This window comes from Marinicella meishanensis, assembly GCF_019931145.1.
GTDB classification, from domain to species: domain Bacteria; phylum Pseudomonadota; class Gammaproteobacteria; order Xanthomonadales; family Marinicellaceae; genus Marinicella; species Marinicella meishanensis.
In genome coordinates, this window is record NZ_JAIOUV010000001.1 from 16,892 (window position 1) to 31,815 (window position 14,924).

Here is a 14,924-nt window from a genome sequence, read left to right on the forward strand (position 1 = left end):
AGTAGCAGCCATTTTGAATGCGAGCCAAATTCGATTGGTGCTCAATCATTCAAAATACATCGCTACAGCATCTATATAGGTAAGCATGAATAGAATGGGTGCTTGGTACTGACGAACCAATCAGGCTCAAAGTACTACACATTACATACTAAGATTTTCATACTATGCAAGGAATATTAAATCATTCGTAGATAATAATCCACTCAATTTGCTAATTTTGCGTTAATTTTTTATAAATATGCTGTTGATAAAAATACAATGCAGGTGTTGTGATGCCGCGTGGCGACTTATGAAACTGCCATTGAATGCTGTCTGCCTGATGTATCAAGTCAGATCATCGAGGGTGGTTATTCATAAAGGCTTTCGGCGTTTGACCGGTGCTGTTTTTGAAGACCCGATAAAAACTGGCTTCAGAATTAAAACCAGACTCCAATGCCAAGGACAAAATGGATGCTTTGTTTTCAGGGTTGGTGAGTTTGATTTTGATGTCTTCAATGCGGTAGTCATTAATTAATTCTCGGAAGCTTTTGTTGAGTCGTTCATTGATCACATGTGACAAGACAGATGGGCTGACGGAAAGGCGTTTGGCCACTTGACGAATGTTCAAACCAGGATCCAAATAGATTTTTTTCTCATTCAATAAAACCAGCAATTCAGTGGTCAACATTTGGGCCTTCTCAGCCGTGACTTTGAGGCTTTCTTGGGTATTTTGTGAATGATAAATTTGCTCCAGATCCGGCTGTTGTTGTCGGTAAGCCATGAATCCCAGATAGTAAGTCACTGCCGCCTGATAAATGAAATACAGCTTCCAATGAATTTGTGTTTCTTGGTCTATTAAACTCAATCGACTGAGGAACATGTTGACCACAAGCCAAATGATCAACACACCACTCAAAAACAAAATATTCCGCAACCAATGCAAGGTGGGATAGGCACTGTCAGCGGTGTTGTTTTTGACTTGCTGTTGGAAATGGCTGAATTTTTGGTAACCAAAATACAAATAGGTCAGGATGGATGCCACAATCAACCAATCCTCTATCTCCTTAATGGATCCATAGTGAAAACGATTGGCAAACAAGTCTTTGGCGTTGACTGTTGGTAACTCATAAGAACCAAAGAACAACCACAAAGCATACATTTCAGCCATGGCAAAAGGCACAAAATGCAGCAAGTATTTTGGCCGCCATTTGAAATCTTTTTCCGTCAGTGCCAACAAATACAAATAAAACAACGGCGCTGTGGCCAACTCAAAAGCATTGGGTAAATACCTGAAGGCCTGCATGTTAGACATGCCGTTGTAGTTCATGATGATTTTCAGAAAAAGCAAACAAAAGGTCAAAATAGCCAGCGCCAAAAAGACATGACTGGGGCTTTCCTTGTGGGTGATCAGCAACAAAATGACAGCCACAACGCCCTGCGTGATTCCAATAAGCAGCAATAAATCGAACAGCGAAAAAGTCATGACTCAAATTCTATTGGCATAGATGATGCAAAACAAGGTGGGTGATTATGCGGCAACACGCCGCACAATCAACACCAGAGTCGATCATTTTAGGCAAAGAATACTCTCAAAAGAGCTTTTAAGAGGTTTTCTGATCATGAAATCATTACATTGCGTTTATTTATCGGAACAAACTGATGCTTAATTTGATTGCCAACAAAACCCTTTTAATCACAGCTGTTGGTGCCCTAGTGGCTACTTTTGTGCTGAATCAATTTTTTGATTTTCGACTGGTCAATGCCATGATTGTGATGCATGTGATTCTTGGCTCCCTGGCATTCATTGTGGGGGCACCTGCCTTGTTGGCCAAAAAAGGCAGTCCATTACATGTCATATCAGGCCAAATCTTTTTCTGGTTAATGACCTATTCTGCTGCATTCACCCTGGTGGTGTCGGTGATGCCGTTTCACATCAGCCCATCGATGTTTCAAATCAGCGTGATGACTTTGTATTTCCTGATTGGTGGTGTTCGCAGCCTGTCATACAGAAACGGGAATCACAGTTTGATGGTCGATAAGGGCATGGTTTACATGCTGATTGTTGTCAGTGTTTATTTGTTTTTACACCCTGTTTTTGTGTATGGGGAATTGAGCCCCTTACGAACGGTATTTGGTGCGGTTGCCTTGTTGTTTGGCTTGATTGACTTATGGATTTTCCATCAACCCGAAAAACTCAAGAGGTTTTGGTTGTTCAGCCACCTGGCAAAAATGCTGGCCGGTTACGCCACTGCTGTCACTGGATTTTTTGTCGCGCAGGACATATTGGGAGGTTATTACAACTGGTTCACACCCACCGTCATTTGCTTGGCATACATTTATTTCTGGGCGCTTAAATTAAAAGTTTTTCAAGGCAAAACCCAAAGTCCAGCAAAAAAACACACCGTTTCTTATTAACTTATATTCAAGGAATCACCGTTATGAATTCATGCCATGTCACATCAACGTTTGATCAAAAGCAGTGCTTTAAATACCGCATGTTCTGTCTTTTTATCCTGTTATCATCCCCCATTCTCAACGCCAAGGATCAGACATCAGTCAATGATCTTTATAACCAAGCCAAGGCGGCACTTGTTGCGCACAAACTGGATCAGGCTGAGCAACTGATTGAACAGCTGTTGGAGTCGCCTCAGAAAGAAGCTGAGTATCATTATTTGGCTGGTCGCATCGCAGCTCAACAGGCACAGGAAGCCAATTTATTCAGCCAACTGTCCTTTGCCAGGGCGGCAAAAAAACACTTCACCGAGGCCATTAACCTTGACCCCCAACACCAAGATGCCATCATTGGTTTGATTCGTTTTCATCAACAAGCACCTGTGATGGCTGGATCAGACAAACACATGATCCCAGAACTGTTCAATCAATTGCGAGGTGTTGATGCCAGATCGGCCTTTTTGTTGCAAGCGCCCATGTTACTGGAAAAAAAGCCGTTCGAAATTGTTCAGCAATTGTATGTTGATGCATTGGATTTGCCTTCTAAACACAGTGTAGACCAATTTCAGTTTGACGCTGCGATGTGGTTTTCAGCTTATGGTCACCACAGAACAGCACTCGAAATCATGCAGGCAATTGATTCTGGCGATCACGAACTGAATCATGAATCAGCAGCCATGCGCCTTTATCAATTGGCCAAATTAACCGCAGAAACCCAGTCTCAACTCGATGTTGGCCTCAAAAACATTCAGTTATATGCCGCACTGCCCACAAAAGACCAAACCATTCCACAGGATTGGATTGATTTCAGAATGGCCCAGCTCAAATTTTTACAACATCAGCTACCAGCCGATCAAGAGCAGCTCATGGCATTGGAATCAACCACTGAACTGGATGATCTGAGGGATAAAATTCAATCCTTTCTGAGTCAATACCGGTAACCACAGGAATTTCCTGGAGATGATTCTGGAACGGTCACTCAGCCAAAAGACCCGCTTGAAAAATTGAGAGGGTTTTTACTCTTTTGGCAGAACATTTTTGCGCGAGCATTGGGGTCAAAGACACGGATTCGAGTTACTTTTTAATCAATTCAATGGAAGGGGCAGAAACATGCAAATTGTTTGAACATCAACCCCCAATCAGGCATACTCATGACCATGCTGCCATTAACCACCCCAAACCCAAATCATGCTTGAATTCATCCCAGCGGCCGTGATTTTTCTGTTGGAAGTGGTGCTGTTGGTGCTGTGGTTCAGATCACGCCGATGCCAAGATGGCCAGGAGCGCTGGCTTTGTTTTTGGGGGTTCTTGGTGGGTCAAGTCTATTTGTTGTGGGAAGTGTGGCAAGTCAAACAAACGGGTAAGCCCTTACCCGGATCGGCCGAGCAGCAGATGTTGATGGGCCGGTTGGTGTTGGGCACGTCATTGGGTGGCTTGTTCACCATCATGGGGCTGTTTTATCTGAGCTTTGCGGTGTTTCGCAAGGGTCAGTGAGACAATGCCATTCAATGGCACGAATATCTCGTAGGATGGGCTTGGCCCATCAATGTACCATGTATAAGAGTCTCGCAGAAACTGAAACCATCATTCATTCCTTGATATTTTATTTAAGAGATTGTTTGCGTATGATATTTGTGGATGACCCTTGGCCAAATTGTTGACTGCCAGTTGGTGGTTATGCTTGATCAATTCCAATACGGATTCGGTCTGATTGCGTTGATACATGAAATCAATATACATATTGGTGGCATAGATAACATGCTCATTGGCACCACCAAACAACTCGACCCATTGATCCTTGAGTTCCAGAATGTATTTGATGGCTTGCTCATGTTGGTTGTTGTGAAACATCAATTTAGCCAAGCCAATTTGACCATTGATTGTGATGAAATGATGGACACCATAATTTTCCATAGACAGCTCAACCACTTGTTGCTGCGTCTTGATGGCAGGTCCCAATGCCCCTTTGTGCTCATAAATAAAAACCCGGCCGTACATGGCATGCTGGGTTAATTTTGACCTGTCGCCATACATCTTGGCTGCCACATCATAGGCCTGTTGGGCTGTCATCAAGGCATGATCGTACTGTTCCATTACTGACAGTGTCCTGGCCTTTTCTATGGCTGCCGTAATGAACAATGGGTGGTTCAGGCCCAGAAACCGCTCAATGTACAAAATGGCTTCATTGGCCACCTGTAAAGACAGTTGTAACTCACCTGATTTCCGGTAGAGCACAGACAGCAGCTCTTTGAGCTTGATATACCCTAAACTGTCCATGATTTGTGTCTGCTCGATTTGGCCCGTGATTTTCAAAATGGTGTCAATGGCAGCTTGAGGCTGATTCAATGAAGACAATGCCGAACTCAAAATCTCGGTGCTTCTGACCATTCCCTGGGTATTGCCTGACAGGATGAATTGTTTTTGGGTGGCTTGTGCCAGGGCAATGGATTCAGAGAAATTTTCTTTGATCAAGTATGAATAGGCTTTGAGTAAATCCAAATTCAGTTTTTCTATACTGTCTGTGGACAGCTTCAGCGCTTCCAATTGGTTGATGAGGACGGTTGATTCTTCCAGTTGGCTGGAATCAATGTAATGTTCTATTAATTTGAGCTGAGCATCGATGTTGTTGGGATTCACCTCCAGTGAATTCAAGAGCAATTGTTCACCATCATTCACAGATCCCAGACTGATGAAGGCTGATCCGATGATGGTTAACAGTTCAGCTTTGGTTTCCGGGTTTTGCTGGTATCTGTTGGCGATTTGTTTGTTGGCCATGTGTAACAAATCAACGGCTTTTAATTTGCCGTTGCTGTTTTTTCCAGGGTCGGCAGAGGCAAACAAGTCGAGCATAAAATCATTGATTTCAACGGCTTTTTGTCTTTCATGGTTAACCAGACGATTTTGTCTGCTCAACACAAATAACATGAATATCAATGTGGCCATCGAGATCATTAAGGTGGTAAACAGTGCGCGCCTTCTTTTGGCAAATTTGGTCACCACATAGAACCAAGAATGGCCCGTCGCCCTAACAGGCTTGTGTGTTAACCAGGCACTTAAATCATCGGCAAAAGATTCCATGCTGGCATACCTATCCAACGGATTTTTCTGCAACGCTTTGTTGAGGATATTCCTTAAATCTTTGTTGGTGACATGCTTTTTCAACCCACGCGAAATAAATATTTCATCAGTGGCACAAGATTTTAACAACCGGTCTTTGGGCAAAGGTTCTTGCCCAGAGATCAGCCCCAGACAAACCGCAGCCAAAGAGAACACATCCGTTGATACCGTAATGTGGTCAGAGTTGATTTGTTCAGGAGAGGCGTATGTGGGGGTCAGTGCCATGATGGTGCTGTGTTGTGTGGCATTGACTTTGCTCATGAGTTTGGCAATGCCAAAATCCACGATTTTAAGCTGCATGTTTTTATCAATCAGCAGATTAGATGGCTTGATGTCACGATGGATGACCAAATTGCTGTGTGCGTAGGCAATGGCTCTGGCAGCGTCCAACATCCACCTGACTATTTGTTGCAATGAAGTGGGGTTGGATCTGACATGTTCATCTATATCAGCACCCCCCTCAATCAACTCCATTACCGTATAAGGCACACCATGATCAGTGCGACCACTGTGGCGCATGTTTACGATGTGCGGGTGAGATAAGCTGGATAAGATTTTTTGTTCAACCCCAAATCGATCCAGCAAGACACCTGACAAGTAAGGGTGGTTAAAGATTTTGATGGCGACTGCTTTTTGTGATTTCGATTTGGTTTTTATGGCCTTATAGACCTTGGCCATTCCACCGGTTCCAATTTCCTCCAACAACACGTATCCACCAACCTGGTCGCCAATTTGGTACTCACGTTTGATGTGCTGACTGAAATCAAAACCGGAGCTCACATGTTGATTGAAATATTGACTGGACTGATCGCCATTGATGATCAAAGTCAGCACTTTGCTTTTGACCTCATCATCCAAGTCGGTCATTTCATGCAATCGCTGAATGGCTTCTGACACCGTCAAGTCAATGAGCTGAGCATAAGCTTGATCGGCTAATTGCCATTGCTCCACATCAATCAGTTTCAGGTCTTTCATGTGATTGATCTTCCAGCAATGACAGCAGCAATGCCTTGCCTTGTTTCCAGCGACGTTTCACTTGTCTTTCTGAAATTTGTAAGGCATCAGCCATTTCTGCAAATGTTAAACCAAAAAGTAATTTAATCTGAATGACTTCAGTCAACTGGGCATTGATCGCTTGCATTTTTTCCAGCACCAGGTTGATGTCCATTAACCTGAAAGCAACGTCTTGATCTCCGATGATTTCTGTCACACCCATGTTGACACTTTGTGCCCTTCGTTTTGCACTGTTTTGGGCCCTTAATTGATCAATCAGATAACCCCGCATACTGAGTGATAAGCAATTCAGAAAATGTTGCTTGTTGGCCGAGCTGAAATTTTTATTGTTACTGATTTTCAAATAACACTCATTGGCCAACACAGTGGGTGTAATGGTTTGGCCAGTTTTCAATTGTTTTAACTGATGGCCGGCAATCAACCTGATTTCAGCATAAAGTAATTCATAAACTTTATCCAACACCTGTTTATTGCCCATGTGTGCCTGTTCCAAAAGGGTTGTGATTTGACCATTGCCCATTAAAACTGATGCCAAGAAAATAAACCATTTTAACATGAAGGCATGAAACCACGCTGTTAAGTGCTCTTAAATCATTTTGATATCAATGAGATAAGTGTCAAACAGACGATCAATGAGGTGGCTGTGCCATCAACATGAAACCATACAAATGGCGGTTGGTCACTTGGGCTTGTTGCCCCAGGTGGGTCATCCTGATCAGCCGTTTTTGCAATGCCACTGTGGCCTCATGAATCGGGACCAGTTTTCACCAACTCAGTGACCACAGTTGCCGGTTTTACAAACAGTTCAATCAAACCCATCTTTAAAAATCAAATCACTGCATTGAGCAATTTGGTCAGGATTTATCATGACATGAAATGCCGAATCAAGCGGCATGGGGTTGCCGTTTTGATTAAAGACCCGCCATCGGTTGGCAAAAAAACTGACGCCTATGGGGCTGTCATTAAACACGCCTTGTGAAGCGCTTTGTGTGACTTGGACCTGAGCACAAGGCACGCCATTCAGTAATGGATGATCTAATTCAGTCACGCCACCAGAGCTGTTGCCTGCAGTGGCTATATGTTCCCAGGCACTTTTGCTTTTGGGTTGATAATACACATTGAAATTGGCCCCCACTGGCATATTGGCCAAATCTGTATTGACGATTCTCCATTTGCCTGAAAAATAGATGACCCCCACTGGATGTGGGTTATAGACGCCAGTCCAGTTCTGGGCCACTTGCAGAATTAAATCATTGTTGCCATTCAATCCCGGTTGGTCTAACTCCGTGCTGTTTAAACCAGCAGTGGTGTTCTCATGCTCAAATGTTCTGGAAACAGACCCTTGTTTGGCGATGTTAAAGGCGGCACTGAAGTTGATATCGGTGCCTGTTTCCTGGTTAAAGATCACCCATTTATTCTGTATACCGTCATAGAATAGGCCCTCGTTGGCATCATTAAAAACCCCACCCGTTTGTTCGGGATTGAAAACCGATGTGAGCAATAATTTATCCAACGGGAAAAAGCCATTGGTTGCCACATTATCAATGACACTCAAATGCGTGCCACTTTGGGTCTGGCGGTGCCAAAAATTAATATCACCAAACTCATAAGCACCGATATCAATCTGCTCCGGCCCAGCAACCGATTTAAGCCGGAAAGTCCCATCAGCATCCACCAACTCTGCATCAGCAACCAGCAACAGTGATAAAGCATCTCCGGCGTTGATGGCGGGGGAATTGGCCTTCAACCGCGCATTTTTTCGGTCTTTTATCAGCGGATCAGTTTGCAGTGAATTGGGGCCGGGGACGTAGTTGTTATAAACGGCATTGGCATGGTACAAGTTATGATCATTATCCACCTCCACACCAGCCCCGAAACTGAATCCAAAGTTGGCATAAGCCACAATGTTATTAAACACATTGATTGATGCGGAGCTGCCTGATGACTCCAATGCCAAAACTCCGTAATGACCATCAAGCATGGTGTTGTTAACCACATCCACATTGAGGGCGCCCGAATCGCTGATCACATGAATGCCTGAAGGTAGATTCGAGTCATATTTGTAAAAGGCGTTGCTTGACACATCCACATTCATGACACCGGTGCCCGCAGAACTGTGTATCAACAGCCCGCCTTGTGCACCACCAAATATTTCATTGCCGGTGACATTGAGATCAAATGAACCATCTGTTTCATCATGCAAGATGATTGCCACTGAATCGACACCAATAGAGGTGACTTGGTTGCCGTAAATCTGGCCAGTGACACTGCCGGCATCGCCATTGGTTTTGTTGACACGAATCACGCCAAACTCAGGGGGGATGCCACCTCCTTCCACTTCATTGCTGATGATGTTGTAGTCAATCTGCAATGACAATTGTGCGTTTGAGGTTGAGAGGATGTTGACGCTGGGGTTGTTGCCTTGATTATCCAAAAACCTATTTTTGGCAATGATTGCCGTTGCGCTTGCGCCACTGTGTTGCACAACAATCCCACCGCGTTGGAAAGTGATTCCTTCTACCCTAAAAGTGTTGGGGGAGGCGGTGTTGGAATTGATTTGGATGCCATTTCCCACACTGAAGGTCGGCTGATATCCCGAACCGGCAACCAGCGAAACCACCTTGTTGGTAAAAATGTTTTCGTTGATCAAGGCATTGGTGCGAATTTCGATGAACTCGCCTGCTGGACCGCCATCGATGCACGCTTGTAAAGTGGTGCCACAAGGGCCCGATCCTCCCGGCCAAAAATTAAAGCCCCAGGCATTGCCAGTGGCCATCATGAACAATATTATAATCATGTTTCGCATGATTCATCTCCTATTAACTAAAACATGATCATTACTCCGTGAATTGACAGAAAAAAGGGACGTTTGTAGCTGAAAAAAAATTTATGCTGCTGTCATTGTGGGGTTTATCTCTGAAGACTTCGCATCAATCAGGAATATTTTTAAAAAATAAGGGGGCGGCTGTGGTTCACCAAAAGTCATGTTGTTCACCCAAATCTGCTGTTCAATCATCCATCGGTATATGTCTGGGATTTTTGTAAATTAAGCCAATGACGCAGGATGGGCTTGGCCCATCATGAATCCAGGCTGCAGTTCGATGGGCGGAGCCCATCCTACTTGGCTAAGTTGAAGCCATGCAGCGCTTTATTATCTGATGATGGGCAGATTCCATCCTGCGTGGCTTTACGGTGCTTCAAAACCATTTGCAAAGATGAGGTCCGAGGCGCATGGGGGCAGTGCCAAGCGCACAATGGCTTCGACGTCACCGGCGCCGTAATCGAGGTCCAGCTCGACGTGGATTTGGCCATTTTCTCCCAATGAAAGCCCGGGCCCGAGTGAGCCCGATGCATTGAAATCAGTCACCACGGCATCGGCCATGCCGTCATTGTCGAAGTCCAATTCATCACCGATGGCCAAAACCGGAAAGGTGGTGATGTCCACCGAATCTGGTTCACAGGTGAGCAGCAACACCTCATTGCCTCCACCACCGACATTCCACAAATGGATGAATTGGTTGGAGCTGTTGATTGATAGGGCCGCCACTTGGGCCGCTGTGGTCATGACTTCATTGTCTGCATTTACTCAGAATTAGCAACCATTCTCTGGTAACTCAAAGTGATCCGAGCCTGCATTTGAACATCCAGCTCAGATCATGCATACTCAACATCTATGAATGCCTTGAATCAAGCAGAGCCCAATCATGACTGAACAACACCGCGGCCAATGCATGTGTGGTGCGCTGCAATTTGCTTTTAACGGACAGCCCAAATTCGTCAGCGAGTGTGTCTGTCATTCCTGTCGGGTGGCTCATGGCGCCTCGGTGGTGGCTTGGGTGGGGGTGATTGATGCCCACTTTGAACTGTTGGCGGGGGCCTCGAAATTGGTTTGGTACCGCTCCAGTGAAGCCTCAGAGCGGGGCTTCTGTCGCGATTGTGGCACCCGGCTGTTTTTCCGCTCCAGTCAATGGCCCGGCGAAACGCACATGGCCTTGGCCTGTGTGACCGAACCCCATGACTTGGTTTGCAAGACCATCGCTTTCAAAGAGGAAAAGCCCGATTGGAGTATGGTGCATTTTTGATCCCACAATCCGCAATACCCGTCATTCCTGCGAAGGCTGGAATCTAATTGGTGTCGCTTTTCAACCACGTGAATCCTGCCCTTGTTTCCACAAAGGGCATGCTTTCGCAGAAGAGGTGGGTGGTTTCTTATTTGATGAGCCAAGTGGCATGGGGCCAGATGCCTTGAATTGTTTGCCTGGCACTGACCCCTGTATGGGCGGCGTTGCTTAAAAAGCCACTTGCAGGCTGGAGCCTGGGTTGGTGCCGCCGATGATGCGGAAGTAGCCACTGCCGATGGTGCGACCGGTCAATTGGCGGTTGCGGTTGGCGGCCCCTGGTTGCACCGTGAAGGTTTCCAAAATCCGGCCATTTTGGATCGAAATAAAGTCGATGGTGACTGCGGTATTGCCGTTGTTTTGGATGAAGCCAATGGTGCGGTTGTCCACACGCGCTGACGGATCATCATTGGGCCAGTTCGCTGGGCGCCGGCTGATCCACTGGGTTTGGAAGTCGATTTCATTGGGACCGCCCACTTGGGCCAGGCGCCAACGCAGGGTTTCCAGTTGGAACAATTGCAGTTCATATGGGCCAGTGGTGACCTGGCGCCCTTTGCTGTCCTTTGCCGAAGCCTTGATGGTCAGGCTTTCCCATTGATTCGCACCGATCCGAATGCCGCCATGGACTTCCGATTTGGCCGGGTTGATGGTGTCCACATGCGGTGGCCGGGTGGTCACGCCACCCGCACCGTTGGTCACCACATCGATGGTGACTTCGGTGATGTTGGCATCCTTGGATTTGGCCAGGGTGTTGATGCGGATGTCTTGGGCTTCGGTCACCACCACTTGATGTTCAGCCCCTTTCGAGCCGGTGGAGGTGATGGCCTTGTGTTGGGTCCAGTTGTTGCCACTGGATAAAATTGGTTTGGTCTCCAACGACAAACGCACCGACGTGCAACCGGACAACACCGACAGCCAAATGCCGATGGTGATTAAGATTTTAATTTTCATTGTATTCCCCTATTTTGGTTAACTCACACACACAAGCCTGGTGGCTTGTTGAAAAAACGTCCTGTTCCCTTGGGATTCCTTTCAGGGCCATTGTTGTCCATTTATGTATGATTGTGATATCCAAATATTCTTACTTTTTTGTATATATTTTCTGAACGCTTTCGAGTGGGCTGGAATTTAAATCTGCCATGAATGATGGTCAGTACCTAACCACAAGACAAATTTGACACCTGTTCTGCGACGCGGGAATCAAGTTTTTTCTTGTGGTGCTTGGCAGACAATGACAAGAATGAGCAAGATTCACTGTCCATATGCAGGGCTGTCATCAAGTGAAATGTTGGTTTGTCTCATCCAGCAATATTTTGATAGCCGATTCAAGCCGGCTTTGCTTTAATTGGTGTGGAAACCAAAGTTTGCTCCAGAGGGTAAGATGAATATAAAAATTGTGCTCAACTTATGTATCGCCTCACTGCTGTTGGCTTTGCTGACGGCTTGCCACAGTGACCAAACAAGCATCCGCCCAAACCATGACTCCAACATGGCATTGATCATCAAGGAACCGACCATCATTGATGTGAAATATGGTGTGGCCTATGCTGGCTCCATTTGGATTGAACGGGGTTTCATCAAACAGATTGGGCCACTGGCTGACATGTCCCAAGACCCATCCATTCGGGTCATTGATGGCCGGGGCAAATTCATCATCCCGGGGTTGTTTGACATGCACTTGCATTTGGTCGAGGACCACAATGCGGTTCCGCAACTGGGGCATTTGTTGGCACGCGGCATCACCGGGGTCCGAGATTTGGGCGGGGTGGCCGAATCAGTGGCGCTGGCCAGGCAAGGCATTGCACGTGGCGAGATGACCGGTCCCGATGTTTATTTTTCTGGTTGGACCTTGGATGGCAACCAAGCGGCGGACCCGTTTCACCACAAAATACAAAGCCATGACGACATCAATGATGCGGTGCAAAAGCTCGGTGCAATGGGTGTTGATTTTTTCAAAATCCACAATTATTTTCCCAGGGAACAGCTGTACAACTTGAAACGCATCAGTGATCAACTGGGCTTAAAAATCATCGGCCACATCCCCGTGGGCATTGGCCTGATGGAATTGGATGCGGTGGGGATTCAGGGCATTGAACACATCAATTCAGTGCTCAGTGGCATCGTGTTGGACCCATCCAATGAGGTCAACACCCTGGCTGACGCCTTGACTGCTTTGAATGAGTCATATGTGGCCAGTTGGGCCGTTTATTTGCGGCAAAATGGCATCGCTTTGACCCCCACTTTGTATGCCATGGATGACATGTATTCGAATTTTGAGGGCGAGGCGGCCCAAGCCACCGGACGGCGCTTGATGGCCCTGTTTCACGACATGATTCGATGGTTGAATGAGGCCGGTGTTGTGTTGTTGGCGGGGACGGATCGGGGCGTGCTCACAGCTGAGAACATGGATCAGCTGCATGAGGAATTGAACCATTTGGTCAAAGCCGGTCTGTCGCCAGCTGATGCTTTGAAAACCGCCACCATCAACCCGGCCATGTTTCTCGAACTTGATCACCAACATGGCTCCATCGACATCAACAAGAAGGCCAACCTGGTCATCCTCCACAGCAACCCGCTGATCGACATTGCCAACACCAGGGACATTCATCTGGTGCTGAAAAACGGACAAGTTATCCAACCAACATCAGGCTGAACCGTGCTTTGATCAAGCTTTGTCAGATCAGCTTGGCCCACCATTGAGATTCCTGTTGCCACAGGAATTGCAAAAAACATGATGAGCAAAGGCCTTAACACACACCCAGTCATCCCTCAATTATTGTGCTGATTTTTCCATTTTTTACCGGCTCGTTCCAATCTTTCCTGGGGTATCGCTGGCGCTGAATGTGGGCGCTTTTATACTGAAATCTCCGGTGGCATGGCCACGCTTATCAACCCAATTGGAGACATAAAATGAACCCTTCTTCCACCCATCCGAGTCAACAGCGACTCCAGAATCAGTTATTTCAATGCACCATCCTCATACCCCTGATCATGGCCCTGACGATGCTTTCCATGACGGCCCAGGCCGGTATCGGTTCGGTGTGGGTTACCGGGGTGACCGATGACAGCATCAGCCTCAGTTGGACCCCTCCCAGCGGTGATTACCGTTTGTCCAATGACCTGGCCAACGACTACATGATTTGTCATGAAGTGGGTGGCACCTGGGCCACCATATGTGGTGGCGGTACGGTGAATTACACCAGTGCCACCAGTTTCACCATCACCGGTTTGGCGGCCAGTACGGAGTACAAAATCAGGGTCAAATGTCATTGTGAACACCGCAATATTTTTGGCAATTGGAAGAACCCCAAATGGCGCACCATTGGCACCGTTTATGCCAACACCGATGCATCGAGCACGGTGCCAGACCCCATTTCCAGCTACTTGATCACCCCGGGCGTGACCGCCACCACCATCGATGTGGAGATGGATCACACCCACATGATGTGGTTCAGCGGCACCCGTATTTGTTACAAGAAGCGCTGGAATCCGGTGTTTGACTTTGCTGGCAAGTGTCAGTCTGACCCTTTTGGCAATTGGTTGTATTCGGACAAAAACATCGGTTGGATTGATGACCTGCCGGCCTCACCGGCGCTGTTCACCATCAACCCACCCACGGCGGGCCTGAAGCCATGCACCCAATACAAAATCGTTGGCTTTGGTGACTTCATCCAGATCGGAGAAACCATCGTCAGAACCAGTGGCAGTTGTGGCTTTCACAACAAGTCCATGTTGGTTTTGTTCGACCATGCCGACGTGCTGCTGGCATACGCCCATGCCTTGTCAGGATTCTACCGCCAGCCTTTGCTTGATCAACTGGCCAGCACCTACGACGGCCACATATACGAGTTGCAACAAGCGCTTGCTCATGACACCACCGAAAACCTGCAGGACAACGCCACCCTGCTGGCCTACTTGATCGAAGAAAACCAAGACCTCTTCGAACTGTGGCAACAAGACCAACGCTTGCGCATGGCTGGCTTGAGCCTGGAAACCTACCTGCAAAACCACCACCCCAAACTCAACCGCTCTTTGGATGAGGAAATCATGACCCAGCCACGCCGCTGATCAAAACCCGCCTGGATCTGATCCTTTGATCAGGTTCAGGCTGATTGCCTGCCATCACCCTGACCATGGCAAGCGCACTTCGAAACAATGGCCAAATTTGAACTTAAGCGATAATTACTATTTTTCCACCAGCCAAGTTTTTAGCATGGGTGTATTGAATCCTTTACGTCATTGCCA

At 46.8% G+C, this 14,924-nt stretch carries 13 protein-coding genes; 7 read left to right on the forward strand and 6 right to left on the reverse strand.

The features are described from left to right. Positions 1-334: 334 nt before the first annotated feature. The gene (locus tag K7G70_RS00050; RefSeq protein ID WP_223786542.1) at positions 335-1,306 is read right to left on the reverse strand and encodes a helix-turn-helix domain-containing protein; all 972 of its coding nucleotides are present in this window, start codon (positions 1,304-1,306) and stop codon (positions 335-337) included. A gap of 398 nt (positions 1,307-1,704) precedes the next feature. Between K7G70_RS00050 and K7G70_RS00055 the strand changes: the two genes are divergently transcribed. From K7G70_RS00055 to K7G70_RS00065, 3 genes are all read left to right on the forward strand, one after another. Next, entirely contained in the window at positions 1,705-2,394 is a 690-nt protein-coding gene (locus tag K7G70_RS00055; protein WP_223786543.1) for a DUF2306 domain-containing protein, read from the forward strand. Between the two features lie 512 nt (positions 2,395-2,906). Further along, positions 2,907-3,371 carry a hypothetical protein gene (locus tag K7G70_RS00060; protein WP_223786544.1) on the forward strand — a complete coding sequence of 155 codons (465 nt, stop codon included), beginning with the start codon at positions 2,907-2,909 and terminating at the stop codon, positions 3,369-3,371. 247 nt (positions 3,372-3,618) lie between these two features. Next, entirely contained in the window at positions 3,619-3,924 is a 306-nt protein-coding gene (locus tag K7G70_RS00065) for a hypothetical protein (RefSeq protein ID WP_223786545.1), read from the forward strand. Between the two features lie 90 nt (positions 3,925-4,014). Here K7G70_RS00065 and K7G70_RS00070 read toward each other — a convergent pair whose 3' ends face one another. The 3 genes from K7G70_RS00070 to K7G70_RS00080 form a co-directional block, all read right to left on the reverse strand. Beyond that, positions 4,015-6,522, reverse strand: coding sequence for a serine/threonine-protein kinase (locus tag K7G70_RS00070; RefSeq protein WP_223786546.1), 2,508 nt, complete (start codon positions 6,520-6,522; stop codon positions 4,015-4,017). Then, the gene (locus K7G70_RS00075; RefSeq protein ID WP_223786547.1) at positions 6,500-7,117 is read right to left on the reverse strand and encodes an ECF-type sigma factor; all 618 of its coding nucleotides are present in this window, start codon (positions 7,115-7,117) and stop codon (positions 6,500-6,502) included. The genes K7G70_RS00070 and K7G70_RS00075 overlap by 23 nt, the downstream gene beginning before the upstream one ends. Before the next feature lie 249 nt (positions 7,118-7,366). Further along, positions 7,367-8,776: a DUF7452 domain-containing protein gene (locus K7G70_RS00080; protein WP_223786548.1), complete on the reverse strand. Its 1,410-nt coding sequence runs from the start codon at positions 8,774-8,776 to the stop codon at positions 7,367-7,369. 207 nt (positions 8,777-8,983) lie between these two features. On the opposite strand from K7G70_RS00080, the gene K7G70_RS00085 reads away from it, so the two are divergent. Further along, on the forward strand, positions 8,984-9,271 hold the full coding sequence (locus tag K7G70_RS00085) for a hypothetical protein (protein WP_223786549.1): 288 nt from the start codon (positions 8,984-8,986) through the stop codon (positions 9,269-9,271). Positions 9,272-9,748: 477 nt separating this feature from the next. Here K7G70_RS00085 and K7G70_RS00090 read toward each other — a convergent pair whose 3' ends face one another. Further along, positions 9,749-10,126 (reverse strand): hypothetical protein, encoded by a 378-nt coding sequence (locus tag K7G70_RS00090; protein WP_223786550.1) that lies wholly within the window; start codon positions 10,124-10,126, stop codon positions 9,749-9,751. 139 nt (positions 10,127-10,265) lie between these two features. On the opposite strand from K7G70_RS00090, the gene K7G70_RS00095 reads away from it, so the two are divergent. Further along, complete coding sequence (locus K7G70_RS00095; RefSeq protein ID WP_223786551.1) at positions 10,266-10,643, forward strand: GFA family protein; 378 nt, start codon at positions 10,266-10,268, stop codon at positions 10,641-10,643. A gap of 207 nt (positions 10,644-10,850) precedes the next feature. Here K7G70_RS00095 and K7G70_RS00100 read toward each other — a convergent pair whose 3' ends face one another. After that, on the reverse strand, positions 10,851-11,630 hold the full coding sequence (locus K7G70_RS00100) for a hypothetical protein (protein WP_223786552.1): 780 nt from the start codon (positions 11,628-11,630) through the stop codon (positions 10,851-10,853). 430 nt (positions 11,631-12,060) lie between these two features. Here K7G70_RS00100 and K7G70_RS00105 point away from each other — a divergent pair, with 430 nt between their 5' ends. Both K7G70_RS00105 and K7G70_RS00110 read left to right on the forward strand, forming a co-directional pair. After that, positions 12,061-13,332: an amidohydrolase family protein gene (locus K7G70_RS00105; protein ID WP_223786553.1), complete on the forward strand. Its 1,272-nt coding sequence runs from the start codon at positions 12,061-12,063 to the stop codon at positions 13,330-13,332. Between the two features lie 257 nt (positions 13,333-13,589). Continuing rightward, a complete protein-coding gene (locus tag K7G70_RS00110) occupies positions 13,590-14,747 on the forward strand; it encodes a fibronectin type III domain-containing protein (protein WP_223786554.1) in 1,158 nt (385 codons plus the stop codon). Positions 14,748-14,924 lie beyond the last annotated feature (177 nt).

Bases quoted from the DNA above. Each gene is read 5' to 3' on its own strand.
- K7G70_RS00050 (WP_223786542.1), bottom strand. From the start codon at position 1,306: ATGAACTACAACGGCATGTCTAACATGCAGGCCTTCAGGTATTTACCC.
- K7G70_RS00060 (WP_223786544.1), top strand. From the start codon at position 2,907: ATGTTACTGGAAAAAAAGCCGTTCGAAATTGTTCAGCAATTGTATGTT.
- K7G70_RS00065 (WP_223786545.1), top strand. From the start codon at position 3,619: ATGCTTGAATTCATCCCAGCGGCCGTGATTTTTCTGTTGGAAGTGGTG.
- K7G70_RS00070 (WP_223786546.1), bottom strand. From the start codon at position 6,522: ATGAAAGACCTGAAACTGATTGATGTGGAGCAATGGCAATTAGCCGAT.
- K7G70_RS00075 (WP_223786547.1), bottom strand. From the start codon at position 7,117: ATGTTAAAATGGTTTATTTTCTTGGCATCAGTTTTAATGGGCAATGGT.
- K7G70_RS00090 (WP_223786550.1), bottom strand. From the start codon at position 10,126: ATGACCACAGCGGCCCAAGTGGCGGCCCTATCAATCAACAGCTCCAAC.
- K7G70_RS00095 (WP_223786551.1), top strand. From the start codon at position 10,266: ATGACTGAACAACACCGCGGCCAATGCATGTGTGGTGCGCTGCAATTT.
- K7G70_RS00100 (WP_223786552.1), bottom strand. From the start codon at position 11,630: ATGAAAATTAAAATCTTAATCACCATCGGCATTTGGCTGTCGGTGTTG.
- K7G70_RS00105 (WP_223786553.1), top strand. From the start codon at position 12,061: ATGAATATAAAAATTGTGCTCAACTTATGTATCGCCTCACTGCTGTTG.
- K7G70_RS00110 (WP_223786554.1), top strand. From the start codon at position 13,590: ATGAACCCTTCTTCCACCCATCCGAGTCAACAGCGACTCCAGAATCAG.